This is a genomic window from Croceitalea dokdonensis DOKDO 023 (assembly GCF_001306415.1).
GTDB lineage: Bacteria > Bacteroidota > Bacteroidia > Flavobacteriales > Flavobacteriaceae > Croceitalea > Croceitalea dokdonensis.
Window position 1 is genome coordinate 162594 of sequence record NZ_LDJX01000005.1, and the last position, 25607, is coordinate 188200.

General features: G+C 42.1%; 25 protein-coding genes and 1 tRNA gene. 14 read left to right on the forward strand and 12 right to left on the reverse strand.

The features are described from left to right. The first annotated feature begins 2 nt into the window (after window positions 1–2). The 3 genes from I595_RS11620 to odhB are packed head-to-tail and all read left to right on the forward strand — an operon-like array spanning window position 3 to window position 5040. Window positions 3–2810 carry a 2-oxoglutarate dehydrogenase E1 component gene (locus tag I595_RS11620; RefSeq protein ID WP_054559604.1) on the forward strand — a complete coding sequence of 936 codons (2808 nt, stop codon included), beginning with the start codon at window positions 3–5 and terminating at the stop codon, window positions 2808–2810. Beyond that, the gene (locus tag I595_RS11625; RefSeq protein WP_054559605.1) at window positions 2811–3779 is read left to right on the forward strand and encodes a peptidoglycan DD-metalloendopeptidase family protein; all 969 of its coding nucleotides are present in this window, start codon (window positions 2811–2813) and stop codon (window positions 3777–3779) included. It begins immediately after the preceding gene. A gap of 25 nt (window positions 3780–3804) precedes the next feature. Continuing rightward, complete coding sequence (odhB, locus tag I595_RS11630) at window positions 3805–5040, forward strand: 2-oxoglutarate dehydrogenase complex dihydrolipoyllysine-residue succinyltransferase (RefSeq protein ID WP_054559606.1); 1236 nt, start codon at window positions 3805–3807, stop codon at window positions 5038–5040. A 69-nt stretch (window positions 5041–5109) separates the two neighbouring features. On the opposite strand, the gene I595_RS11635 is transcribed toward odhB, so the two are convergent. Next, complete coding sequence (locus I595_RS11635; RefSeq protein WP_054559607.1) at window positions 5110–6471, reverse strand: cytochrome-c peroxidase; 1362 nt, start codon at window positions 6469–6471, stop codon at window positions 5110–5112. A gap of 81 nt (window positions 6472–6552) precedes the next feature. Further along, window positions 6553–7008, reverse strand: a complete 456-nt coding sequence (locus tag I595_RS11640; RefSeq protein WP_054559608.1) for a retropepsin-like aspartic protease family protein — start codon at window positions 7006–7008, stop codon at window positions 6553–6555. 89 nt (window positions 7009–7097) lie between these two features. On the opposite strand from I595_RS11640, the gene I595_RS11645 reads away from it, so the two are divergent. The 10 genes from I595_RS11645 to I595_RS11690 all read left to right on the forward strand — a co-directional run bounded on the left by I595_RS11645 (window position 7098) and on the right by I595_RS11690 (window position 13547). Next, the gene (locus tag I595_RS11645; RefSeq protein ID WP_054559609.1) at window positions 7098–7865 is read left to right on the forward strand and encodes a TatD family hydrolase; all 768 of its coding nucleotides are present in this window, start codon (window positions 7098–7100) and stop codon (window positions 7863–7865) included. A 7-nt stretch (window positions 7866–7872) separates the two neighbouring features. After that, window positions 7873–8904 carry an asparaginase gene (locus tag I595_RS11650; protein ID WP_054559610.1) on the forward strand — a complete coding sequence of 344 codons (1032 nt, stop codon included), beginning with the start codon at window positions 7873–7875 and terminating at the stop codon, window positions 8902–8904. Between the two features lie 68 nt (window positions 8905–8972). Then, window positions 8973–9063 (forward strand) — tRNA-Ser (locus I595_RS11655). Between the two features lie 75 nt (window positions 9064–9138). Then, window positions 9139–9870 carry a MotA/TolQ/ExbB proton channel family protein gene (locus tag I595_RS11660; protein WP_054559611.1) on the forward strand — a complete coding sequence of 244 codons (732 nt, stop codon included), beginning with the start codon at window positions 9139–9141 and terminating at the stop codon, window positions 9868–9870. Between the two features lie 25 nt (window positions 9871–9895). After that, window positions 9896–10342 carry a hypothetical protein gene (locus I595_RS11665; protein ID WP_054559612.1) on the forward strand — a complete coding sequence of 149 codons (447 nt, stop codon included), beginning with the start codon at window positions 9896–9898 and terminating at the stop codon, window positions 10340–10342. Between the two features lie 11 nt (window positions 10343–10353). Further along, a complete protein-coding gene (locus tag I595_RS11670; RefSeq protein WP_054559613.1) occupies window positions 10354–10974 on the forward strand; it encodes an ExbD/TolR family protein in 621 nt (206 codons plus the stop codon). A gap of 11 nt (window positions 10975–10985) precedes the next feature. Beyond that, window positions 10986–11468: an ExbD/TolR family protein gene (locus I595_RS11675; protein WP_054559614.1), complete on the forward strand. Its 483-nt coding sequence runs from the start codon at window positions 10986–10988 to the stop codon at window positions 11466–11468. A 192-nt stretch (window positions 11469–11660) separates the two neighbouring features. Further along, on the forward strand, window positions 11661–12263 hold the full coding sequence (locus tag I595_RS11680) for an ExbD/TolR family protein (RefSeq protein ID WP_054559615.1): 603 nt from the start codon (window positions 11661–11663) through the stop codon (window positions 12261–12263). A gap of 11 nt (window positions 12264–12274) precedes the next feature. Then, a complete protein-coding gene (locus I595_RS11685) occupies window positions 12275–12745 on the forward strand; it encodes an ExbD/TolR family protein (protein WP_083467590.1) in 471 nt (156 codons plus the stop codon). Between the two features lie 166 nt (window positions 12746–12911). Continuing rightward, window positions 12912–13547: a porin family protein gene (locus I595_RS11690; protein WP_245628280.1), complete on the forward strand. Its 636-nt coding sequence runs from the start codon at window positions 12912–12914 to the stop codon at window positions 13545–13547. On the opposite strand, the gene I595_RS11695 is transcribed toward I595_RS11690, so the two are convergent. The 4 genes from I595_RS11695 to I595_RS11710 all read right to left on the reverse strand — a co-directional run bounded on the left by I595_RS11695 (window position 13542) and on the right by I595_RS11710 (window position 19648). Next, window positions 13542–14147 carry a hypothetical protein gene (locus tag I595_RS11695; protein ID WP_054559618.1) on the reverse strand — a complete coding sequence of 202 codons (606 nt, stop codon included), beginning with the start codon at window positions 14145–14147 and terminating at the stop codon, window positions 13542–13544. The two genes, I595_RS11690 and I595_RS11695, sit on opposite strands and share 6 nt — an antisense overlap. After that, complete coding sequence (rpoN, locus tag I595_RS11700; RefSeq protein WP_054559619.1) at window positions 14147–15604, reverse strand: RNA polymerase factor sigma-54; 1458 nt, start codon at window positions 15602–15604, stop codon at window positions 14147–14149. Before rpoN ends, I595_RS11695 begins: the two co-directional genes overlap by 1 nt. Before the next feature lie 36 nt (window positions 15605–15640). Next, complete coding sequence (gene asnS, locus I595_RS11705) at window positions 15641–17074, reverse strand: asparagine--tRNA ligase (protein ID WP_054559620.1); 1434 nt, start codon at window positions 17072–17074, stop codon at window positions 15641–15643. Between the two features lie 177 nt (window positions 17075–17251). After that, window positions 17252–19648, reverse strand: a complete 2397-nt coding sequence (locus tag I595_RS11710) for an efflux RND transporter permease subunit (RefSeq protein WP_054559621.1) — start codon at window positions 19646–19648, stop codon at window positions 17252–17254. 371 nt (window positions 19649–20019) lie between these two features. On the opposite strand from I595_RS11710, the gene I595_RS11715 reads away from it, so the two are divergent. Further along, complete coding sequence (locus tag I595_RS11715) at window positions 20020–20838, forward strand: hypothetical protein (RefSeq protein WP_054559622.1); 819 nt, start codon at window positions 20020–20022, stop codon at window positions 20836–20838. Here the strand turns inward: I595_RS11715 and frr are convergent. The 6 genes from frr to rplM all read right to left on the reverse strand — a co-directional run bounded on the left by frr (window position 20825) and on the right by rplM (window position 25413). Further along, window positions 20825–21379: a ribosome recycling factor gene (frr, locus tag I595_RS11720; RefSeq protein ID WP_054559623.1), complete on the reverse strand. Its 555-nt coding sequence runs from the start codon at window positions 21377–21379 to the stop codon at window positions 20825–20827. The genes I595_RS11715 and frr overlap by 14 nt on opposite strands. 44 nt (window positions 21380–21423) lie before the next feature. Then, window positions 21424–22131, reverse strand: a complete 708-nt coding sequence (gene pyrH, locus I595_RS11725) for a UMP kinase (RefSeq protein WP_054559624.1) — start codon at window positions 22129–22131, stop codon at window positions 21424–21426. 220 nt (window positions 22132–22351) lie between these two features. Then, window positions 22352–23176 (reverse strand): translation elongation factor Ts, encoded by an 825-nt coding sequence (gene tsf, locus I595_RS11730; RefSeq protein WP_054559802.1) that lies wholly within the window; start codon window positions 23174–23176, stop codon window positions 22352–22354. A gap of 77 nt (window positions 23177–23253) precedes the next feature. Continuing rightward, window positions 23254–24330 (reverse strand): 30S ribosomal protein S2, encoded by a 1077-nt coding sequence (gene rpsB / locus I595_RS11735; RefSeq protein WP_054559625.1) that lies wholly within the window; start codon window positions 24328–24330, stop codon window positions 23254–23256. 241 nt (window positions 24331–24571) lie between these two features. After that, window positions 24572–24958, reverse strand: coding sequence for a 30S ribosomal protein S9 (rpsI, locus tag I595_RS11740; protein WP_054559626.1), 387 nt, complete (start codon window positions 24956–24958; stop codon window positions 24572–24574). Continuing rightward, complete coding sequence (rplM, locus tag I595_RS11745) at window positions 24958–25413, reverse strand: 50S ribosomal protein L13 (RefSeq protein ID WP_054559627.1); 456 nt, start codon at window positions 25411–25413, stop codon at window positions 24958–24960. Before rplM ends, rpsI begins: the two co-directional genes overlap by 1 nt. Window positions 25414–25607: the final 194 nt, after the last annotated feature.

Here is a 25607-nt window from a genome sequence, read left to right on the forward strand (position 1 = left end):
CAATGGATAAATACTCGTTTTTAAACGCCGCACACACCGCTTTCTTTGGTGAAATGTACGAAAAATATACAAAGAGTCCTGATAGTGTTGAGCCCAGTTGGCGCGCATTCTTTCAAGGTTTTGATTTTGGATTGGAAAGTTCGCTGGACGATTTGGACATTGAGGCCAGTAACGAAAAGGTAAGCGCTTCTGTCAATGGACAGATGGTGAAGATGCCAGAATCCTTGCAGAAGGAGTTTCAAGTAGTACGGCTTATTGATGGCTACCGGTCACGGGGACATCTCTTCACCAAAACAAATCCCGTGAGGGAAAGAAGACAATATGAGCCTACCCTCGCCATTGAGAATTTTGGACTATCGGAGGCAGATTTGGATACCGTTTTTGATGCGGGTAGCATATTGGGCATAGGTTCCAGTACCCTAAGGCAGATCATTACGCATTTAGAGAGTATTTATTGCGATGCCATTGGGGTGGAATACATGTATATAAGGACCCCGGAACGTATCCAATGGATTCAGAATTGGTTAAACGTTAATGATAACCATCCCAATTTTTCCCCAGAGGAAAAGAAAAACATCCTTAGAAAACTAAATGAGGCAGTATCCTTTGAAAGTTTCTTGCACACTAAATATGTAGGGCAAAAACGCTTCTCTTTGGAGGGTGGGGAATCCTTGATTCCGGCTTTGGACGTAATTATAGAAAAGGCAGCGGATGCTGGGGTAAAACAGTTTGTGATGGGTATGGCCCATAGGGGGCGCTTATCTGTGCTCACCAACATTTTTGGAAAATCACCCAAAGATATTTTTAGTGAGTTTGATGGTAAGGATTATGAGGAAACCATTTTTGACGGTGATGTAAAATACCACTTGGGCTGGACCTCCATGCGCGAGACGGACTCAGGGAAAATGGTAAACATGAACATTGCTCCAAACCCATCACATTTAGAGACCGTAAACGGCATTGTAGAAGGAATAGCCAGGGCTAAGCAAGATAAGGACCATGAAGAGAATAGCTCAGAAGTCCTACCTATTTTGGTACACGGTGATGCTGCCTTTGCAGGACAGGGCGTGGTCTATGAAATTATTCAAATGGCCCGTTTGGACGGTTACCGCACGGGCGGTACCATTCACATCGTGGTAAACAATCAAATTGGTTTTACCACCAATTATCTGGATGCCCGCTCATCTACCTACTGCACGGATGTGGGGAAAGTGACCTTGTCCCCGGTTCTGCACGTAAACGCTGATGATGCGGAGGCCGTAGTCCATGCAGCAACCTTTGCGTTGGAATATCGCATGCGGTACAAAAGGGATGTGTTTTTAGATTTATTGGGGTATCGGAAGTACGGTCATAATGAAGGGGATGAGCCAAAGTTTACCCAGCCCTTGCTGTACAAATCTATTTCCAAGCACCCTAACCCAAGGGACATTTACGCGGAAAAATTAATTGCGGAGGGCATCATAGAACGCGAGTATGTCAAAAAATTGGAGCTGGATTATAAGAAGAGTTTGGAAGAAGACCTCATTGATTCCAGAAAAATAGAGAAAACAAGGATAACCCCCTTCATGCAGGACGAATGGGAAGGCTTTAAGCTTAAAACGGAAAATGCGATGTTAAAGCCCATTGACACATCGTATGACCTTAAGAAGCTAGATGTTTTGGCCAAAAAAATTACGGTGCTTCCCAAGGACCAAAAATTCCTTAGAAAGATTGAACGTTTGATCGCGGCCCGCGGTAAAATGTATTTTGAGGACAATCAGTTAGATTGGGCAATGGGAGAATTATTGGCCTATGGCAGTTTATTGCAAGAAGGTTTTGATGTTCGTATGACAGGACAAGATGTGGAGCGGGGAACGTTTTCCCATAGACATGCTGTGGTGAAAACAGAAAACCATGAAAAAGAAGTGGTGCTGTTAAATGAATTGGGTAACGATCAAAACGGAAAATTCCATATCTACAATTCGTTGCTTTCAGAATATGCTGTTATGGCGTTTGATTATGGCTACGCCATGGCAAGTCCAAAAACGCTAACCATATGGGAGGCGCAATTTGGTGATTTTAGTAACGGAGCCCAAATTGTAATTGACCAATACCTGTCTTCCGCAGAGGATAAATGGAAACTCCAGAACGGTTTGGTCCTTTTGTTGCCGCACGGTTACGAGGGACAGGGAGCAGAACACTCCTCGGCCCGCATGGAGCGGTATTTACAATTATGTGCCAAGGACAACATGTACATGGCAAATGTAACTACCCCAGCAAATCTCTTTCACTTGTTGAGAAGGCAGATGAAGGCGGAATTTAGGAAGCCTTTGGTGGTATTCACCCCAAAGAGTTTATTGCGCCATCCAAAAGTGGTTTCCACCAAAGAAGAAATGGCCAATGGTGCTTTTCAGGAATTGATGGATGATCAAAATGCCGTGCCAGGAAAAGTAAAGACCTTGGTCTTTTGTATGGGCAAATTTTATTATGACCTGCTTGCCAAACAAGAAGAGCTGGGTAGGGATGATGTGGCCTTAGTGAGATTAGAGCAGTTATTTCCGCTTCCGTTGACCCAGATGAGAAATATCTTGAAGAAATATGATAAGGTTGATGAAGTGGTTTGGGCACAAGAGGAGCCAAGAAACATGGGGGCTTGGGGTCATTTATTGATGCATTTTGATGAGGCCAAGAATTTTAGGGTAGCGTCCCGTCGTTTTTACGGGGCACCCGCTGCGGGAAGTGCCGTGCGTTCGCAACGCAGGCACCAAGAGGTTATCGAGTATGTTTTTGATAAATTCAAAGATAATTTTGTAAGGCCTAGCAAATCCTAAATGAGAAATAAAGTTCCAATCTTGTTGTTCTTTGTGGGTGTGATGTTTGGTCAAGAAGATCCAAATTATGCCAAGGTGGCCAAGGCCTTCATGCAGGACTACAATGCCGGGGATTACCATAAAATATTTGATCGTTTTGACGATGCCATGCAAAAGGCCATGCCCAAAGACCAGTGCCAGATGTTCTTTGAGCAGCAGCTCAAGCGACCCATGGGGCAGCTATTGTCCATGAATTATAACAAACGTCAAAACGGAGCACATGTTTACAGCTCCAAATTTGAAAAAGCAGCCACCCAAGTACTGCTTTCATTGGACGACGCCAACCAAATCAATGGACTGTACATCATGCCGCCCGCATCCCAAAATACGGCACCCCAATTAGAGCGGAATACCACAAAAATCATTTTACCTTTTAAAGAAGAGTGGTTTGTGTTTTGGGGAGGTACAACAGTTAAAGAAAATTACCATGTGGCAGAAGTGACCCAAAAATACGCGTATGATTTATTAATGGTAAAATACGGGAAGTCCTACAAGGGGGACCCAACCAAAAATGAAAGTTATTTTGCCTTTGGCAAAGACATTATTGCTCCCTGCGATGCAACGGTTGTTATGGCCATCGATGGTGTTTATGATAATATTCCTGGGGAATTAAACCCCAATCAGGTAACTGGAAATACCGTGGTCTTGGAAACCGCTGCTAACGAGTACTTGTTGTTTGCCCACCTAAAAGAGGCCTCCGTGACCGTTTCCAAAGGCCAAAAGGTAAAGCAAGGGCAAAAAATAGGGGAGTGCGGCAATTCTGGCAATAGTACGGAGCCACATTTACACTTAAGTTTACAAAACCATCCTAAGATGGAAAAATCCACTGGTGCAAAATTGTATTTTAGTCAAATTTTGGTCAATGGAAAACTTGAAACAGAGCATTTGCCCGTAAAAGAAAGTTTTGTAAAGAACAGCACAACAAAGTAGTTTTATAATATCAAATAGAAACAGAATGATTCTAGAAATGAAAGTCCCGTCGCCGGGTGAATCCATAACCGAAGTAGAGATTGCCGAGTGGTTGGTCCAGGATGGTGATTATGTAGAGAAAGACCAGGCCATTGCTGAGGTTGATTCCGATAAGGCCACCTTAGAACTACCTGCGGAACAAAGTGGTATCATAACCCTTAAAGCAGAAGAAGGTGACGCTGTTGCCGTTGGTGATGTGGTTTGTTTGATTGATACCAGTGCCAAGAAACCTGACGGTGCTTCTGCGGACAAACCAAAAGAACCAGCAAAACCTGAGGCTGCCGAGTTAGAGCCTGCCAACAAGGATGCTTCGCCTTCGGAAAAATCGGGAGGGACTACAACGTATGCTTCCGGAACGCCATCTCCGGCCGCCAAGAAAATTCTGGATGAAAAAGGGGTTGCGGCCTCTGCGGTTTCCGGTACGGGCCGTGATGGACGCATAACCAAAGAAGATGCCATCAAGGCAGTTCCTTCCATGGGAACACCTACGGGCGGCAGTAGGGGTGAATCCCGTTCCAAATTGTCCATGTTGCGCAGAAAGGTAGCGGAGCGTTTGGTGTCTGCCAAAAATGAAACAGCAATGCTCACCACGTTCAACGAGGTGGATATGTCTCCCATTTTTGAACTGCGCAAACAGTACAAAGAATCATTTAAGGAAAAGCATGGGGTAAGTCTTGGATTTATGTCCTTCTTTACCAAGGCCGTGGTGCGCGCGTTGGAACTGTACCCAGCGGTGAATTCCATGATAGATGGAAAAGAAATGATATCCTACGATTTTTGTGATATCAGCATTGCCGTATCTGGCCCTAAAGGACTTATGGTGCCGGTGATCAGAAATGCAGAAAACCTAACCTTTAGGGGTGTGGAGGCAGAGGTAAAAAGACTGGCCATTAGGGCACGGGAGGGAGAGATTACCGTTGATGAAATGACGGGCGGTACCTTTACCATTACCAATGGTGGTGTTTTTGGCTCCATGTTGTCCACCCCAATTATAAACCCACCGCAGAGTGCCATTCTGGGCATGCATAATATTGTGGAGCGCCCTATAGCTAAGGATGGCGCCATTGCCATTGCCCCAATCATGTATGTAGCTCTTTCTTATGATCATAGGATCATTGATGGGAAAGAATCCGTTGGTTTTTTGGTAGCCGTAAAGGAAGCTTTGGAAAACCCAGAGGAATTGTTGATGGAGGGCAACGTAAAAAAGGCCTTGGAGTTATAAGGTAATATCTCACCAAACAAAAAGGGCCAATATGTGTATTGGCCCTTTTTGTGTTTTTAACATCAGTGTTTAATTACAGTCCAAATCTTCCAAGGACCTAATATCCGCATTAGGAAAGCAAGTGGTCCCCATGGGTGTGCTGTCCGGTACATATCGATCTAGGTTGCCGTCATAAAGGGAATGTTCAACAAAAACGGTCAATGACGCTACTTCATCCTCGGTAAGGTTTAAAGGAACAAAAAGCGGGTCTAATTGATTGGTAGAAACTTGGTTGTTCTCCGGGATAGCCTCGTTTTTGTAATCGATAATTTCCTTAACGGATTCAAAACTTCCACCATGGCCCAAAAAGGCAACATCTTTTAAATTGTAAAGGGTAGGGGTCTTAAATTTATAATCGTCTTCGGGATTTTTGGTAAACCCGCCCCTTCCTTTGGCCGTTGCCTCATCAACATTACCGATGATATCGCCAGAAAGATCATTCATACCCAAGGCATGAAAATCCATACCGTTTAAGCCAGGACCGGAATGGCATTGGTAACACTGCCCTTTCCCAAAAAATAGCCGTGCACCTTTAAGTTCTGTATCGGTCATAGCGTTTGTATCGCCCTTTAAAAATTTTTGAAATGGGGCTTCATTGGCAAGTACCGTGCGTTCAAAGGTGGCAATGGCCAAACCTGCATTTATAAGGGAGTACCTATTTTCTTGGGCTATATTTGGGAATGCTTCGTCAAAAAGATTTTTGTAGGGACCATTCTCTATTAAATCTGGACTAACACTGAGCCTGTGTACCCCTAAGCCAGCTATGGCCTGCGTTTCAACACCTTGGAATCCAAGCTTGTTTTTTTCTTTTGGGGTTCCAGGGGTCCATTGTGCCTCTGTACCGCTATTTTCCCCAGAGCTACCAAACTGTCCGTTCCAGAGCATAACATCCTGGTAGGCCACATTCAATATCGTTGGTGTCCGTATGGGTTGCACATCTATGGAGTCTGTATCGTATAAGGGATGCGGAATGCGCCGTTCTCCAGAGAGGCCAAAGCCCCATCCGCCTTCACCAATTCCTTGCTTTATACCGCTTTGAAATCCTGCTTTGGCATGGTGGCAGCTTGCACAGGAATATGTTCTCCTTCCCGTGTCGGATTTTGGGGCGATACCCAATTCTGTTTCGTGGAACAATAGCTTGCCAAGGGTAACCTTTGCTTGGGTAATTTCATTTTCAGGGTCGTTTGGAATGGCGGTATATTCTTCACTGTTAGGGAGTATAAGGGCATCCAAAGACCCGTAGAGTTCCAAGAGCTTTGCCCTTAGGGTGCTTTGCAAATTTGCTGTGGATTCTGCGTTATCTGGGACTTCTACAAAGGATTCATCTGTTTGGCAACTAGAAACAAGCACCAAAATGATTAGGCTAAGTATCCTGTTCTTTAGGGAATTCATAATTTAGATTTGGGACGGTAAAAGAACAAAAATCAAAATAGCATGCAATAATTAATCGTTGAATGTACAGCTGGTGTCGATTTAGGGCTGGTTTTTGGGCAAGCGCAGGTACAATGCCCTCTTTTTGTAATCAATGATGGCTTTTCCTTTTTTAAGTATATCGGCACCAATGATACCGTCAACGGTAGCACTGTGATGGGCCAATAAGGCTTGGTTGACATGCCCCAGATCAAACAACACAATTTTTTGTTTCGGATGGAACCATTCCCCAATTTCCAAGCGATTTTTTTTTGAAAGCAAGGTTTTCATGTCAGTAGCTCCGGCCCCCGCAGCTTTGATCGGAGATTGTTGGGTCTGTAGCTTAAATTGTTCCACCGCTTCTAGGCCTACACAGGTGTTGGAAGCCCCAGTATCCAAAATAAACCGCCCTGGGGTGCCGTTAAGGGTTGCCGTAAGCTCAAAATGGTTGGTGGTTTTTAATCTCAGGGGAATCCGGCAGTAGTTTTTAGACCGTAAAAACGATTTTAATTTCTTCATACGATAGACTATGGTAGTTTTTTAGGAAAATGTTGGTTTCATTGGACGCCCCTGTTTTATATCAACGAAGATAAACCTATTTTTGACGCATGTTGATAACGGATACCCACACCCATTTGTACAGTGAGGAGTTTGATAAAGATAGGCAGGCGGCCATCCTTAGGGCAATGGACCTTGGGGTAAGGCGTTTTTTTGTGCCCGCCATAGATTCTACCTACACTCAATCCATGCATGACCTTAAAAAAGCTTTCCCAGAGGAAGTGTTTTTAATGATGGGGTTGCATCCAACCCATGTCAAGGAACAATATAAAGAAGAGTTGGCGCATGTGGCAGAACAGCTGAGCCAGCATCAGTTTGTCGCAGTGGGTGAAATAGGCATCGATTTGTACTGGGATACCACCACCTTAGGTATGCAGCAAGATGCATTTCTGCAGCAGATTCGCCTAGCTAAAAAGCACCAACTTCCCATTGTTATCCATTGCAGGGAAGCCTTTGACCAAATTTTTGAAGTTTTAGAAGAGGAAAAAGGTGCTGATCTTCACGGAATTTTCCATTGTTTTACGGGTACGGAAGAACAGGCAAACACTGCCATAGGATACGGTATGAAGTTGGGCATAGGAGGAGTTGCCACATTTAAGAATGGTAAAATTGATCAATTTCTGGGGAATATACCGCTGGAACATATTGTATTGGAAACAGATGCCCCTTATTTGGCTCCAGTACCTTACCGGGGTAAGCGCAATGAAAGTGCCTACATTGTGGAGGTGCTTTATAAGCTTGCCACCATTTATCAAAAAGATGCAGAAACCGTAGCACAGATCACCACGGACAACTCCAAAAAGGTATTTGGAATATAAATAAGGTATGAGCGCTAGACCAGCTATTTTGTTGATTTATACGGGTGGGACCATAGGCATGGTAAAAGATTATGGAACCGGATATCTTAAACCCTTTAATTTTGAAGAGCTTTTGCGGCACATCCCAGAGTTGGAACAATTGGACTGTGAGGTGAGCAGCATTTCTTTTGAAAAGCCTATCGATTCCTCTAATATGAGTCCACAGTACTGGGTGGAAATCGTCACCATTATTGAGGATAATTACAGCCGGTTTGATGGTTTTGTGGTCCTCCATGGAAGTGATACCATGAGCTACTCCGCATCAGCCCTAAGTTTTATGTTAGAGAATTTAGGCAAGCCGGTAATTTTTACCGGATCGCAACTGCCCATAGGGGACTTAAGGACGGATGCCAAAGAAAACCTGATTACCTCCATACAGATTGCATCCTTACAAAAAAACGGGATGCCCTTGGTGCAGGAAGTTTGTTTGTATTTTGAATATAAGCTTTATCGAGGCAATAGGACCACCAAGAAAAATGCTGAGCATTTTGAGGCCTTTGATTCCCCAAATTATCCACCCTTGGCAGAATCCGGGGTACACCTAAAATTTCAGGAGACTTATTTTTGGAAGATAAGGACGTCTAAAAAAAAGTTTAAGGTACACAAAAACATGGATGCGAACGTGGCAGTTTTAAGACTGTTTCCCGGTATCCAAAAACAGGTATTGACGGCCGTATTGGGAACCCATAACCTAAAGGTTTTGATTCTGGAAACCTATGGTGCTGGAAACGCACCGGTTGCGGATTGGTTTATAAAAGGCTTGGATCAAGCCATTAAAAAAGGGATTCATGTGGTGAATGTAACCCAATGTTTGGGCGGTAGCGTGGCCATGGGGCACTATGAAACCAGTGAAAAACTATTAAATATACAAGTAATTGACGGTAAGGACATTACCGTAGAGGCAGCAATTACCAAGGCAATGTATCTGCTTGGTAATCAGGTTTCCAATCATCTTTTTAAAACGGTGTTTGAGACCTCCTTAAGAGGGGAAATGCATTAAATTAACGCCCTAAATTTTAGAAACCAATAATTTTTTTGTTAATTGGGCAACCTAATTATTTAAACCATAGAGAGGTGGCCGAGTGGTCGAAGGCGCACGCCTGGAAAGTGTGTATACACCAAAAGTGTATCGAGGGTTCGAATCCCTTCCTCTCTGCCAGTTTTTTTAATTTTTTAATTGCGAAATTTTTATATCTTTAACATTATTAACTAACTAATTTTAAGTTTGAACACGATGAAAAAAATATCCGTTTCTCTGGCTACTGCCGGAATGTTTATTTTAGGTACTGGTACAGCTTCTGCTGCATTACTACAAGAAGAGGGTGCTGAGACGAGCAAAGCTTTTACCCAAGTATTGAAAGAGCAATTTATCCAAGGTGGTCCTGCATTTATGGGTATCGTATTGTTATGTTTGATATTGGGGCTTGCCGTTGCCATTGAGCGTATCATCTATTTAAATTTGGCAAGTACCAATTCTTCAAAATTAAAGCAGCAAGTAGAGGACGCATTGGCATCTGGCGGTGTTGAAGCTGCAAAAGAAGTTTGTAGAAACACCAAAGGCCCTGTTGCCTCTATATTCTATCAAGGTTTGGATAGGGTAGGTGAAGGCCTGGAATCTGCAGAAAAAGCTGTGGTGTCCTACGGAGGTGTTCAAATGGGTCAGTTGGAGAAAAACGTTTCTTGGTTGTCTTTATTCATTGCCATTGCACCCATGCTTGGGTTCATGGGTACCGTAATTGGTATGATTCAGGCTTTCCAGAAAATTGCTGCAGTTGGTAACTTAAGTGCTTCACTTATTGCTGGTGATATTCAGGTAGCCCTGTTAACAACGGTATTTGGGTTGATTACGGCTATTATCCTTCAAATTTTTTACAACTATATTATTGCTAAAATCGATGGTATCGTAAACGATATGGAAGACTCATCAATCTCTTTGATTGATATGTTGGCTGCCCATAAGAAGTAATTGATAACCTTAAAACTATCGAATCATGCATAAAATATTAAAAATTGTTCTCATCGTCATTGGTGTTATAGGGGCTGCGTTAAGTTTCTTTTTCATGCCATCCGGTGATGACCCGGAGGCCATTAACAGTGGTGCTATTGATTTAATGTTCATATTAACATGGATATTGTTGATTGCCGCTTCTGCATTTGCCTTGTTTTTTGGTCTTAAAAAGATGATGACTTCACCGGGCGGACTTAAAAAAGCACTTTTTGCCTTAGGTGGGTTAGCTGTTTTATTTATCGTAGGTTACGCCCTTTCTAGTGGAGATGAGGCAAAAGCTGTGGTAGACACTTTCAGTGGAAAAGACATACAACCAACGGAAAGTACAGTTAAAACCATAGGGATGATGCTCAATGTGTTCTTTATGATGACCGGGGTTGCCGTGCTTTTAATGGTATTGCCTGGCGTAAAGAGATTAATCGGTAAATAAAAAATAAAATTATGCCTAGAAGAAAAGGAGCACCAGAGGTGAACGCCGGTTCCATGGCAGACATTGCATTCTTGTTACTTATCTTTTTCTTGGTAACCACTACCATTGAAACAGATGCTGGCTTGGATCGTATGTTGCCTCCAATAGAACCACCAACGGAAGACCCTCCGGTCATTAAGCAGAAAAATATCTTTACCGTAAATATCAATAAGAACGGTCAGCTTTTGGTAGAGGAGAAAATTATGAACATCAAGGATTTAAGAGCGGCTGCCACTGAGTTTCTTGATAATGGTGGAGCACCCCAAGGACCAGAGTACTGTTCCTATTGTAAGGGGAAAAGAGATCCAAATTCCTCGGATAATCCTAATAAAGCCATTATTTCGTTAAAAAATGATAGGGAGACCAAATATGCTACCTACATCACTGTACAGAATGAATTGGTAGGTGCATATAATGACTTAAGGAACAGGGAGGCACAAAGGCTGTTTAATCGTGACTTTGTGGATATGGAAGCGGAATACCTTAATCCAGAAACCCCTAGCGCGGTCCGGGAAGAATTAAAGGATAAGGTAAAAAAGATTCAAGATTTGTTTCCGCAGAAACTATCTGAAGCAGAAACCTCAACAAACTAAAATTTAAAAGTATGGCGAAGTTTGCTAAAAAGAAAGATGGTGATTTACCAGCTGTATCAACAGCGTCCTTGCCTGATATTGTGTTTATGTTACTGTTTTTCTTTATGACTGTAACCACAATGAAGGATAGCTCCATCATGGTAGAAAATACCTTGCCAAATGCCTCTGAAACTAAAAAGTTGGAAAAGAAGGATAGGATTATTTACATCTTTGCCGGAAAGCCAACCAAAGAGTACCAGAGCGTTTATGGAACGGAGACAAGAATACAACTTAACGATAAATTTGCCAACGTTAACGAAGTAGGCTCTTATATTCTTGCAGAGCGGGCCAAAAAGCCACAGGAATTGCAAAATGTATTGACTACAGCTTTAAAGGTAGACAAAGAGGCCAATATGGGTCTTATCTCCGATATAAAGCAGGAGTTACGTAAGGTAAATGCCTTAAAGGTAAACTACACTACCTTTGAAGGTGATGCCTTCAATAACATCCAATAAGGATAGTTATAGAATTGACAAGAAGTTACAAGCCCCACTTTCGTGGGGCTTTTTTTATGATTTAGGGTATACAAGGAGGTCCAATCGCTCACCCATAGGCGAAGTTCCCTCATTGCAGGTGGATAAGTAGATTAATTTTTAGGTAATTCAAGGTATAAACAAGGTAGATACTACCTTTTAAACCTTGAAGATATGGCAACAAGAAAACAAATGCCTGAGGTAAATGCCGGTTCCATGGCAGATATAGCCTTTTTACTACTTATCTTTTTTTTGGTGACCACCACCATTGAATCCGATGTTGGGCTATCTGTAAAACTCCCAAAAGACAATAATACGGCAACCGTTCTGGAACGCAATGTTTTAAGGGTAAGCCTCAACGCGAGCAACGAGGTTTTGGTAGAGGATAGCTTAGTTCCGATTAAGGATTTACGGGAAATTGCCATAGCTTTTTTGGACAATGGTGGTCTAGTAGGCGGAAAGGGAAAATGCGAGTATTGTCAAGGTGCTAGGGATGGGGCTTCTTCAGATCATCCGCAGAAAGCTGTCATTTCCATTTCAACCACCCGCGCTACAAAGTATGGCCTTTTTATTGCGGTACAGAATGAGTTGGCAGCTGCGTACAATGTACTGCGTAACCGGGAAGGGCTATCACGCTATAATGCCAGTTATGTGGATTTGATTCACCTATATGAAAGTACGGCTACCCATATGGAGGAAAAAGCCCTGCTAAAGTCAAAAATAGAGCATTTGCGCACTTTGTTCCCAAAACTAATATCAGAAACCAACGTTAACTAAAACATGCTCTTATGAGTTTCAGAAAAACAATGAATAGAGAAAAGATTCCCCAAGTTTCTACTGCATCCTTACCAGATATCGTTTTTATTTTATTGTTCTTTTTTATGACGGTTACCGTTGTAAAAAACACGGATTATCTGGTAGACTACGCCTTGCCTTATGCGCAGGATGCAGAAGCACTGGCTCCACCGGATAGGGTGATAGAACTTATTGTGGGGCAGCCTAAACAGCAATTCAGGTCCAAATGGGGCAAGCAAGCAAGGGTTCAATTAAACGGGAAATTAATGGCGGTAAAGGATGTAGGGAATTTTGTCCTCTCGGAACTGGGTAAAATGCCCGAGTATCTCCAAAGGGTGGCGGTTGTTTCTCTAAAGATAGATGAGGCGGTACCTATGGGAATGGTAGCTGACCTAAAGGAGCAATTGAAAAACGTGCAGGTCTATAAAATACACTATGTTACTCATGAGGTAGAAGAACCATGAGTAACCCTTAGAGAGGTCCGTTGGATAAACTAACCTATGGCATACCAGATTTTAAGCTAAAATCTAGGTAAAATATTTTAACTTAAGTTACCTTGCATTCATGTTTTTGAGACGCCTCATTATTCCCGTTTGTATATTTTTTCTACTACAGGTAAAGGCCCAGAACATGGTGGATAGTAGAGCTGTTAAAGGGTTGGACAACACCTACCTGGAGGATCAGTTCTATGCAGGCCTGGCCTATAATTTTATTACGGACTTACCAGCCAATGTGGTCCTACGAAACTTATCTTATAATTTGCGTTTTGGGTTCGTCAAAGACCTTCCTTTAAACGCACAAAGAAACTTTGGTCTAGGTGTGGGTTTTGGTTATGACGTAAATTCTTATTATACCAATATGGTTGCGGAGGAGATAAATGGTGATATTGGCTATAGGTTAACGTTACCTACCGAGAATATAAACCGAACAAAGTTAGAAACCCATGCTGTTGAGTTTCCATTGGAAATACGGTGGCGCACCTCCAACAGCGAAGATTATAAGTTTTGGAGGATATATGGCGGAGTAAAATCTTCGTATGTATTCTCTAGAAGGTCAAAAACTGTAAGTGATTCTGGTTCTAGCAGTTTTTCTAACACAGATGTGCGTAATTGGCAACATGGGCTCACTCTTAGTTTTGGTTACAATACCTGGAACATACAGCTTTTTTATGCCTTAAATCCCCTTTTGGAAGACGGGGTTACCTTAAATACAGAGCCCATAGCACTTCGCCCTTTGCGGGTTGGGGTGGTTTTCTATATTCTATAACCAATACTGCAACAATACCAGTTGTGAAATAATGCCAACCATTAAGCCTACCAAAACCTCGGGTTTGGAGTGTGCATGCATATACAGTCTAGAAGTGGCTACCAAGCCGGTGGTCAGGGTAAAGATAGCAATGGCAAAAGTAATGTTGACCTCAAAGTGGATGCTCAACGCAATTAAGAACATTAATAGGTTTCCCATGCCTAAAAGATGCAGGCTTATACGCATTTTAAAAAATAACAGTAGTAGTGCCGTGGAGGTGGAAACGACTAGTCCAATAAAGAAATAATAGAGTTCATGAACGTAATGCTGGGGAATCACCTTATATAAAATGAGAAAGAAAAGTACAAGGCTAATGTAAAGTGGATATTTTCGCTCCTTTAAGGTTGGCGCAAAAATAGAGCTGATAAGTCCCAAATTTCTAAGGATAAAAAATGCCAATATCGGAATGATCACGGTTAGGATAAAGATGGGTAGTATATTGCCTCCCTGCACAGATAAGGAGGTATATTTTGGTGTTACAAGGAAATAGGAGACAGTACCTGCTATTGGAATAAAAAGTGGATGAAAAATATAGGAGACGGAAGTAAAGACCTTGTCCATTAAATTTCTTTTCTGAGGCGAGCTACCGGAATGCCCAATAATTCCCTATATTTTGCCACCGTCCGCCGGGCTATTGGATATCCTTTGTCTTTTAATATTTTGGCCAGTTTATCATCCGTCAATGGTTTTTTCTTGGTTTCCTCACCAATAACGGTCTCCAAAATCTTCTTGATCTCCGTAGTGGACACGTCTTCACCCTGCTCATTTTTCATAGATTCTGAAAATAGGGATTTGATGAGCTTAGTGCCATAGGGTGTATCTACATATTTGCTATTGGCCACACGGGAAACGGTAGAAACGTCCATTTGTATTTTGTCTGCAATATCTTTTAATATCATGGGCCGCAGTTTGCGCTCGTCACCGGTTAAAAAGTATTCCTTCTGATATTCCATGATGGTACTCATGGTCACGAACAACGTCTGTTGGCGCTGCTTGATGGCATCTATGAACCACTTGGCGGCATCCAATTTCTGCTTGATGAACAGTACCGTATCTTTTTGGGCCTTGGATTTCTTTTTGGTGTCCTTGTACCCTTTTAGCATCTCATTGTAGTTTTTGGATACATGCAGCTCTGGAGCGTTCCTACCGTTTAAGGTTAGCTCTAAATCCCCATCTACAATGCGAATGGAAAAATCAGGAATCACATGCTCGATCATTTTGGTGTTGCCAGAATAAGAACCGCCAGGTTTGGGGTTCAGCCTCTCTATTTCCGCAATGGCAGCTTTGAGTTCTTCTTCCGTGATATTGTGTTTGGCGATGAGCTTTTGGTAGTGTTTTTTGGTAAACTGGTCAAAAGAACGCTTAAGAATTGTGGTGGCCAGTTCAATAGGGGGTGTAGGTTCCTTTCTGGTTAACTGCAGTATCAGACATTCGTCCAGGCTTCTGGCACCTACGCCCGGTGGATCCAAGGACTGTACCGTTTTTAATACTTTAAGGATGCTTTCCTCATCCGTATAAATGTTTTGGGTAAATGCAAGATCATCCATGATATCGGCTATTGGCCTCCGGATATAGCCGCTTTCATCTATACTGCCCACCAAAAATTCCGCAATGGACCACTCCTCATCACTTAAATAGACCGTATTGAGTTGGTTGACCAAATACTGGTTAAAAGAAATACCCGCTGCATAGGGCACGCTCTTTTCATCCTCATCTGCGCTGTAATTATTGGCATGGGTTCTATAGTCTGGAATTTCGTCGTCACTTAGATAATCATCAATATTGATGTCTTCCGCGGTAATGGTCTCGCTGTCGTCCAAATCATCATAGGTGTCCTCGTAAGGGTCTTCATTGATCTCATTTTCCTCTTTGCCACTCTCCAATGCAGGGTTTTCCTCTAATTCTTGCTTCAATTTTTGTTCAAAAGCCAGGGTTGGCAATTGTATGAGCTTCATCAACTGTATCTGTTGGGGAGATAGTTTTTGTGAAAGCTTAAATTGAAGGTTTTGTTTTAGCATGGTGCTGTTGTCTTTCCTTAAAGTTAAGAAATCAAATTAAAACGATGCGTTTTGAGGAGTCCTGGGAAAGGGAATAACGTCCCTAATGTTGCCCATACCTGTGGTAAATTGCACTAATCTTTCAAATCCAAGGCCAAAACCACTATGTACGGCCGTGCCAAATTTCCTTAAGTCCAAATACCACCAAAGTTCCTCTTCATCAATCTGTAGTTCTGCCATTTTTTGCTTTAGTACATCCAAACGTTCTTCCCGTTGCGAACCACCCACAATTTCACCAATACCGGGAAATAGCACGTCCATGGCCCTTACGGTTTTACCATCCTCATTTAATCGCATATAAAACGCCTTGATGTCCGCAGGATAATCAAAGAGTATCACGGGACATTTAAAGTGTTTCTCCACCAAAAATCGCTCGTGTTCACTTTGTAGGTCCGCACCCCATTCTTCAATGATATAGTTGAATTTTTTCTTCTTGTTGGGCTTACTGTTTTTAAGGATTTCTATGGCCTCCGTGTAGGATACTCTCTTAAACTTGTTATCCACAACAAACCTAAGTTTCTCTATCAGTGCCATTTCGCTTCGTTGGGCAATTGGTTTTCCTTTTTCTTCGTCTAGCAATCGTTTTTCCAAGAACGCCAAATCATCCCCACAATGCTCTAGCACGTATTTTAGTACCCATTGGATAAAGTCCTCCGCAAGGTCCATATTGTCATTCAAATCATAAAAAGCCATCTCGGGTTCAATCATCCAAAATTCCGCTAAATGCCTAGATGTGTTGGAGTTTTCCGCACGGAATGTAGGGCCAAAGGTGTACACTTTTCCCAAGCCCATGGCGTAAGACTCTGCCTCTAGCTGTCCAGATACGGTTAGGTTGGTCTCCTTGCCAAAGAAATCTTCCTTGTAATCTACTTGGCCGTCCGCAGTCAACGGCGGTTGTTTTGCATCAAGGGTAGTTACCCTAAACATTTCTCCCGCTCCCTCGGCATCGGAGCCTGTGATAATGGGGGCGTGGAAATAATAGAACCCATTGTTTTGAAAATAGGTATGTACGGCATAAGAAAGTGCCGAGCGTAATCTCATCACCGCAGAAAAGGTATTGGTCCTTACCCGTAGATGTGCCTTTTCCCGTAAAAACTCAAAAGAGTGTTTTTTAGGTTGAATTGGATATGTTTCCGCATCTGCCTCCCCATGAATATATATAGCACTTACTTGGATTTCAACAGATTGCCCCCTTCCTTGGCTTTCTACCAAAATCCCGGTAACCTTAATTGCGGCACCTGTAGATATGGATTTAATTAGAGCCTCATCAAACTGCTCAAAATCGATGACACACTGGATGTTATGTAGGGTAGAACCATCATTTAGGGCGATAAACCTATTGCTCCTAAAGGTTTTGACCCATCCATTTACATGTACTTCTTGGTTGTTAGGGGTGGTTTGTAACAAGGTTTTAACCGAAATCTTTCCCATGGGCTATCTTCAAATTTAGGGTGTAAAGATAACTTTTTGGGGGGATAAATTTCATGTAAAACCAAACAACCCTGCGCTGCAATCTGGTATTGTTTAAAGAAATTGGTGTTACATGATTTCAGAACCAATATGGCGCAATCTTTGGACCAATTGGAACCGTACCACTATGTAGCTTACCTATTTGCCATTTGGTTTCTCCTCGTTGTCCGGCAAAATATCAATCTGTGGTTTTTTAAGGACCGTTTTATTGGCAATGCTCCGTTCTAAGGACAGTAAGAGTGATGGTAGTAGAATTAAATTGGAGAGCATGGCAAAAAGTAAGGTGGCCGAAACCAGGCCGCCAAGCGCTTTGGTTCCTCCAAAGCTGGAAATGATAAAAACGGAGAAGCCAAAGAAAAGGACTATGGAGGTATAGAACATACTCACCCCGGTTTCCCTTAGGGCGTTGTAGACAGATTTTTTTATTTGCCATTTATTGGCGGTCAACTCTTGGCGGTACTTTGCCAAAAAATGTATGGTATCATCCACGGAAATGCCAAATGCGATGCTGAAAACCAAAATTGTTGAAGGTTTTATAGGTACCCCTAAAAATCCCATCAGCCCGGCTGTAATGACCAATGGTAAAAGGTTGGGAACCAGCGATATGAGAATCATCCGGAAAGATCGAAAGAGGTAGGCCATAAAAAGGGCAATAAGCCCTATGGCAAAAGCCAATGATAATAGGAGGTTTTTGGTTAGATATTTTGTCCCTTTTAAGAAAAGAAGCGCCTTACCCGTCATATAGACCTCATACCGTTCTTTGGGGAATATTTTATTGATGGAGGCCAAAAGATCTTCTTCTATCTCTTCCATTCTTGGGGTTTTAACATCCCGCATAAAGGTGGTCATGCGAGCCGTTTGGCCGGTACTGTCCGCAAAGCTTTCCAAAAGGTTACTGTTTCCCGAAGATTTTCTTGCCACATCCATAATGAAATTGTTCTCTTGTGATGTGGGCAGTTGGTAATACTTGGGATTCCCATTGTAGAAGGCTTGTTTAGAGTACTTGACCAAGTTAACAATGGATACGGGTTTGGAGAGTTCCGGGGTTTCATCTATAATTTGGGCAAGTTCATCCATGCGCCTTAAGGTTGCAGGCTTGAGCACCCCGTTTTTCTTTTTGGTGTTTACTACCACCTCAACGGGCATGATACCATCAAATTCTTTTTCGAAGAAACGTATATCTTTAAAAAATTGGGTGTTTTTGGGCAAGTCCTCTATCCTGCTTCCGGTAATCTGAATTTGATAAATACCAATAACACTGGTTACCAAAATAACAACGGTGGTCATATAGACGGCAATTCTGTGGTTGCGGACCACATGTTCCATCCAACTAACAAAACGGTCTATCCATTTTTTTCTTAAATGCTTTAAATGCTTGTCCTTAGGGATGGACATAAAGCTGTAAACAATGGGTATGATCAAAAGGGATAATAGGAAAATACAAAGAATGTTGATGGAGGCCACGATACCAAACTCGCGCAGTAAATCACTATCCAATGCAATAAATGTGGCAAACCCCAATGCCGTGGTACAATTGGTCATTAAAGTGGCATTGCCAACTTTTGAGATTACCCGTTGTAGGGATAAGGCTTGGTTCCCGTGTTTTTTGACCTCATTTTGATATTTGTTGATTAAAAAAATACAATTGGGAATCCCAATTACAATGATAAGGGGTGGTATCAGTGCGGTTAAGATGGTGATTTCATATTCCAATAGGCCCAAAACACCCAAGGCCCACATGACCCCAATGATCACTACGCACATAGATATCAAGGTAGCCCTGATACTTCTAAAAAAGAAAAAGAAGATAAGGGAGGTAACAATGAGTGCCGCCAGTATAAAGGTGCCTACCTCGTCAATAATTATTTTGGAGTTCAGGGTTTTTATGTATGGCATCCCTGATACCTTAACATCTATTTGAGTCTCTTTTTCAAAATTAGTGATTAATGTTTTTAGGTCATTCAACACAAATTCATTCCTAACGGAGGTATTTAGGATGTCCTTATCCAAATAAAGGACGCTTCTCACCGTTTGGCTTTTTGGGTTAAAGAGGAGGTTCTCGTAAAAAGGCATTTTTTCAAAGAGCTGTTTTTTTAATGCCTTGGTTTCCTCGTCAGAGCTGAGCTGCCCTAGTATAACAGGACGCATTGCAAACTCCTGCTTTTCCTCATCCTTGTATAGCTCTTGGAGATTTTCCATGGAGACCACAAAATCAATTTCTGGCGTGGCTTGAAATTGCTTACTGAGTTTGTTCCAGCGATTCAGGATTTTTGGGGTGAAAAGGGCTGGGTCGCTTATGGCGATGACTATGGCATTGTCCTCCTCACCAAAAAGGGATACAAATTTTTGATATTGTACGGTTTCTGGATGATCGTCCGGAAGTACGTTGGCCTCTGTGTTGGAAAAGCGCATGTTTTCCCATTGAAATCCAAGGAAAACGGTTACCGCGGAGATGATTAACAGGATGATGATTCTGTTCCGAAGAATTAGTCTAGCCACCCCATCCCAAAAACCATGGAAAACCCCTTTTAGCATTTTTTGTCAGTTTGTTGCAAAGGTAGAAGATTAAGATGGTATATAAATGATGCTTATAATACAAAAAAGAGGCGAAGGTGCAGCTTTAAAACGGTATTCAAATTTTACGCATTCCCGCTGCTCCTAAGCAAATTAGCTGTGATACTAAGTTGGAATTTTTTTAGTGTACAGTTAAAAGACGCGGATAACAGGATACATCTTTAAGCAATAATCGGTAAAAGTTTAGAAGATGTTTTAAATGCCCCGAAACGCTAAGGTTTCTTATTGATAGCTTCCTTTATAAAGGTAATTCATCTAAGCCCTCAAAATCGTTATAAATGTACAGCGGGTATTGTTTAAATAATTTTTAAGTAACTAGCAACCAAAACATCATGGTGTTTCCTAAAATAGGCCCTAAAAGTATCCAACTTAATGCAGTACCGGCAAAAGATATCATCATAAGGGCAAATCGTGATGGAGACGTTCTATTTAACGAAAAAAAAGTCTTTCATTGGGGCGGTATATTTCATTGTCTCTATCAAAAATTTTTGGATAACCCGCAATTTCTTTTTAAGGCAAAAATTTTTCTTGAGGCTGATAAAAAAGTGAGCCTAACCACAGTTGAAAAAATTGTCAATGAATTAGCTAGGTTTCCGTTTAAGATGTTATATGCCAGAGTGGGTAATGACAAGACTACATTTTACGAGGTAATTCAACTTATGGGCACCTCTAAAAATGATTTTGCAGAAGAAACGATTCATTCAGGCAAAGTTACCGTAGAACTGTTTGTGGAGGGTTTTTTAATTCAACCGCAAGCTAATGGACTATCGGACTACGAAAAACTGCAACAATTAAAACAAGGCTTATTTGGTCTTGACACTGCGTTGGTAAAACAAAACATAAAGCAGTTACAAGTTAGTTTGTTTAGGATCACCAGCACAGATAGTTCCTATAACGGGGGCGATGGTCATCAAAGTTTACGGAGTTCAATTAAATCTAAGAACAGTAAAAAGCTTCTTCTGGTGCTATTTGATGACACTATGAGCTTTGAGGACTACATATCCTACCTAAGATACTTTCGCGATTGTTGGAAACACAGGTATGAATCCCTAAGCATCAAACACAGATTGCTATACATAGAAATACCCACTTTTTTAGAATTTAAATTAAGAAAAGCCGGTATGGATTTCAATGCATTTAAACCTTCATGATTTCCGTTTCTTTCACTTGGAAAATCGCGTCTACCTTTTTGATATAGGTATCGGTAAGCTCTTGCACATCAACCTCTGCGTTGGCTAGTGCATCTTCAGAAATATCTAACTTTTTAAGTTCTTTGTTGGCCTCTTGCCGGGCACTTCTAATACTCACTTTAGCATCTTCTGCCTCGGCTTTGGCCTGTTTTACCAAATCCCTCCTTCTTTCCTCGGTAAGTGGTGGTACATTGATGATGACCAAATCCCCGTTGTTCATGGGATTAAAGCCAAGATTGGAATTCATGATCGCTTTTTCAATTTCTTGAAGCATATTCTTTTCCCATGGCTGAACGGAAATGGTTCTTGCATCTGGAGTATTGATGTTGGCCACCTGCGTTAATGGCGTTTGTGAACCATAGTATTCTACCATAACCGTAGAGAGCATGGCAGGGCTGGCCTTCCCTGCACGTATTTTAATAAAAGCCTTTTCCAGATGGCTCATGGCACCATCCATTCCCTCTTTAGTAGTATCTAAAACAAAAGTGATTTCTTCGTTCATGTGTATTCCAATTTAATTGAATTGTACCAATGATTATACCGTAATTAATTTTCTACCACCGTTCCTATTTGCTCCCCAGATATCAACTTCATCAGATTTCCCCTGGTGTTCATGTCAAAGACTACAATGGGGAGCTCATTTTCCTGACTTAAGGTAAATGCCGTGGTATCCATTACCTTAAGGCCTTTGGAGAGTACATCGTCAAAAGACAAATTATGGAACTTGGTGGCCGTTTTGTCTTTTTCCGGGTCAGCTGTATAAATACCATCTACCCGTGTTCCCTTTAAAATAACATCTGCCTTAATTTCAATTGCCCTTAAAACTGCGGCGGAATCCGTTGTAAAATAGGGATTTCCCGTTCCGCCCCCAAAGATGACCACCCTGCCTTTTTCAAGATGTCTTAGTGCGCGTCTACGAATAAAAGGCTCTGCAACCTCGTTTATTTTAATGGCTGTTTGTACACGTGTCTGTACACCAGCAATTTCCAAGGCACTCTGCAGCGCCAAGCTATTGATCACCGTGGCCAACATGCCCATATGATCCCCCTGTACGCGGTCCATGCCTTCACTCGCACCTTTTAACCCCCTGAAAATATTACCACCCCCAATAACAATGGCCACCTGCACCCCTGTCGCTACAACAGCTTTAATATCTTCTGCATATTCCTTGAGCCGGTGGGCGTCAATACCGTATTGTTGATCGCCCATTAAGGCCTCGCCACTAAGTTTTAAAAGGATTCTTTTGTATTGCATTGTTGTTGTTTTGCTCGATTACCGAGGTGTAAAAGGATGACATTCTTACGCTGAAATCCATCTAAATGGATCTGCTTGGTGCCATTCCTCTTTGCGGAAACCATTACCGCGAGCAAAAATAATCAAAAATATGTTTGGGCTGTTATGGTGGCGGGGTGATGAGAAACAAAAAGTCCCACCGGTAACGTGGGACTTTTTAAGCTTATGTCGTTAAAGGGTGCTATCCAAGAGCCACCCTGGAAAAACCTGTAACTTCCAGACCTGCATCCACGGACTTCACGTACTCAGAGACGCTTTGCTTACTGTCTTTTATGAAAGCTTGGTTCACCAACGTATTGTCTTTGAAGAAACGGTTTAATTTGCCTTTGGCAATATTGTCCAGCATGGCCTCGGGCTTCCCTTCTTGGCGCAGTTGATCTTTGGCTATTTCAATTTCCTTGTCAATGATGGATTGATCTACACCGTCTTCGTTCAAGGCTACTGGGTTCATGGCGGCAGCTTGCATGGCCACATCTTTGGCAGCGGCTGCAGCACCTTCAACAGCAGCGGATAGTCCTACCAAGGTTGCGATTTTGTTTCCGGCATGGATGTAAGAACCTACAAAAGGAGCACTAAGGGTTTCAAAACTTCCAATTTCAATTTTTTCACCAATGACACCAGTTTGCTCTGTAAGTTTTTCGGCAACCGTCATTCCATTGAACGGGGCATCCATAAAGGCATCCTTACTGTCATAGCCAAGGGCCAAATCTGCCAACTCGTTTGCTAGGGTTACAAAAGATTCGTTTTTAGCAACAAAATCAGTTTCGCAGTTTAGGGATATGACAACACCTTTAGCATTGTCCGCACTTACCTTTGCTATTGCCGCACCTTCCGAAGAATCGCGGTCTGCTCTTTTTGCTGCTACTTTTTGTCCCTTTTTACGGAGAATTTCAATGGCTTTGTCAAAATCTCCATCGGCCTCTACCAATGCTTTTTTGCAGTCCATCATTCCAGCACCTGTTACTTTTCTTAATTTATTTACCTCAGCGGCTGTAATTTTTGCCATAATCATATATGTTTTAGTTCCGCAAAGCGGAAAAAGAATTGTACGTTAAAATGTTATCACCAAATAGCAAGAATGGGCTATTCCTCAGAATCTTCTATGCCACCCTTGGTGTTGTCCTGCCATTCCTTAAGCTCATCCCATTTGCCGTCAGCGGCCATTTGGGCTTGCTTTGGCCAAGAGGCTGGCTCTAAATGCGCCAAACGTGGACTGGCATCGGTTAGTATGGTTTTAATGTTTGCAGGCTCAGCTTTGGCGAGGTCTGCAAAGGTTGCTACACCGGCGGCCACTAGGGCTTCCGCCGCTTTTGGCCCAATACCTTCTACTTTGGTTAAATCGTCTGCGGCTGCTGCTTTTTTAGGAGCCGCCTTTTCCTTTTTAACAGGAGCTGCCTTTACCTCAACTTTTTCTGCGGTAACGGTTTGTGTCTTTTCCTTTTGGGCAGGTTTGTCGCTTTGCTTCTCTGCTTTGCGCTCTGCCAGACCTTCTGCCACCGCTTCCGTAACCGATCCCATGATAATCTCAATGGACTTGCCTGCATCATCGTTGGAAGGGATGATATAGTCAATGGGTCTTGGATCGGAATTGGTATCTACCATCGCAAAAATGGGAATGTTCAATTTTTGGGCTTCTTTCACGGCAATGTGCTCGCGCATGGTATCTACAATGAAGATGGCACCTGGCAACCTTGTCATTTCAGAAATGGAACCAAGGTTTTTTTCCAATTTGGCTCTTAGACGGTCTACCTGTAAGCGTTCCTTTTTAGATAGGGTGTTAAAGGTTCCGTCCTTCTTCATGCGGTCAATGGAGGCCATTTTTTTTACCGCTTTCCTAATGGTCACAAAGTTGGTCAGCATACCACCTGGCCACCTTTCTGTAATGTAGGGCATGTTTACATTAGCTACTTTCTCGGCAACAATATCCTTTGCTTGTTTCTTTGTGGCCACAAAGAGGATTTTACGTCCGGAGGCGGCAATTTTTCTTAGCGCCTCATTGGCCTCATCTAATTTTGCTACAGTTTTGTAGAGATTGATAACGTGGATACCGTTGCGCTCCATGTAGATGTATGGGGCCATGTTAGGGTTCCACTTGCGGGTAAGGTGTCCAAAATGCACACCTGCTTCCAATAGATTTTTTACTTCAACTTTACTTGCCATTCTTTTGTAATTAGTTTACGTTCCGTTGGGATAGCAATGCTTTGGTGGTCATTGATGGTACAAATCGCCCTAAACATTTAGATGCTAAACTAAATTCCAAAAAGTTCGTAATTCACTCCTTGGAACAACGACAACTTTGATTTAAAATGTAATCCTGACCGCAAGGCCAGGATTTTATGAACTTTTCCCAAATTACCACTGGGATGTATGGTTGACGTAACTACTTCGTTACGCTAAATTCTTAACGTTTAGAGAACTGGAATTTCTTACGGGCTTTTTTCTGACCGAACTTCTTACGTTCAACCATTCTTGGGTCCCTGGTAAGCAAGCCTTCTGGTTTTAAGGCCAATCTGTGCTCTTCATTTATCTCACACAAAGCCCTTGAAATTGCCAAACGAACTGCCTCTGCCTGACCCGTAATACCGCCTCCATAGACATTTACCTTAACGTCATAATTGTCATCAGTTTCAGTAAGGCTAAACGGTTGTTTTACTTTATATTGCAGGGTTGCAGTGGAAAAGTATTCCTCAAGATTCCTTTTGTTCACCGTGATGTTCCCTTTTCCTTCGGAAACATAAACCCTAGCTACGGCTGTCTTCCTTCTTCCTATTTTATGAACCACTTCCATTATTTGTAGTCATTTAAATTAATAGCCTTTGGTTTTTGAGCCTCTTGGCCATGCGCTGCACCAGCATATACCTTTAGGTTGCGAAACAAATCTGCACCCAGTTTGTTTTTTGGCAGCATGCCCTTAACGGACTTCTCAATAATACGTTCCGGATGTTTGTCCAGTAAACTTAGCGCAGAAGTTGCTCGTTGTCCGCCTGGATATCCTGTGTAGCGCAGATACGTTTTGTCATTCCATTTGTTACCGGTCATTTGTATCTTTTCCGCGTTCACAACAATAACGTTGTCACCGCAATCTACATGAGGGGTAAAATTTGGCTTATACTTACCTCTTAAAATTTTAGCCACTTTTGATGCCAGTCTTCCAAGGGTTTGTCCTTCAGCATCTACAAGTACCCATTCTTTCTGAATGTCGGCAGGTTTGGCTGAAATTGTCTTATAACTTAATGTATCCACTGCTTGAACTATTATTGATTTTCAAATCCTTCCCAATAATCGGGGTGCAAATGTACAATTATTAGATTGAATTGCAAATGCTTGTAAAATAATATTTTATTTTCTTATTGATTTTTTTGGTAATGCCCAAAATTAGAACGAGATGTTCGGCTGTCGTATGCGATTGCTTTATTCTTATAGGCCTTTTACAGACC